This window comes from Rhodococcus sp. EPR-157 (assembly GCF_001647195.1).
Taxonomy (GTDB): domain Bacteria; phylum Actinomycetota; class Actinomycetes; order Mycobacteriales; family Mycobacteriaceae; genus Rhodococcoides.
This window is the reverse complement of the sequence record NZ_LVCV01000655.1, coordinates 1-588: the sequence shown is the minus strand read 5'-3', so window position 1 is coordinate 588 and position 588 is coordinate 1. Positions and strand designations below refer to the sequence as shown.

1 protein-coding gene is annotated in these 588 nt (G+C 62.8%); it reads left to right on the top strand.

The genetic code is table 11. The features are described 5' to 3' along the window. On the top strand, positions 1 to 588 hold a 588-nt coding region (locus A2J03_RS27850; RefSeq protein ID WP_156520629.1), incomplete at both ends, for an aldehyde dehydrogenase family protein.

Below are 588 nucleotides of genomic sequence, written 5' to 3'. Positions count from 1 at the left end.
CAAGACCTCCCCCGTCACCAACCCCGCTACCGGCGAAGTGACCGGACAACTGGCGCTGGCCAACTCGGGCGACGCGAAAGCCGTCATCGACGCCGCCGCAGCAGCGTTCCCGATGTGGCGCGACACCTCGCTCGCCAAGCGCACTCAAATTCTCTTCAACTTCCGCGAACTGCTGAACAAGAAGAAGGGCGAGCTTGCAGAGATCATCACCGCCGAACACGGCAAAGTCCTCTCCGACGCCCTCGGCGAGATCAGCCGCGGCCAGGAAGTCGTCGAATTCGCCTGCGGCATACCCCACCTGCTCAAAGGCGGCTACACCGAAAATGCCTCGACAGGCGTCGACGTGTTTTCCATCCGGCAACCCCTCGGACCCGTCGCCATCATCTCCCCCTTCAACTTCCCGGCCATGGTCCCCATGTGGTTCTTCCCCGTCGCCATCGCGACCGGCAACACCGTCGTACTCAAACCATCGGAAAAGGACCCCACCGCCAGCATCTGGCTCGCCGAACTATGGGAAGAAGCCGGACTCCCCCCTGGCGTCTTCAACGTCCTGCAAGGCGACAAACTCGCCGTCGACGAACTGCTCGA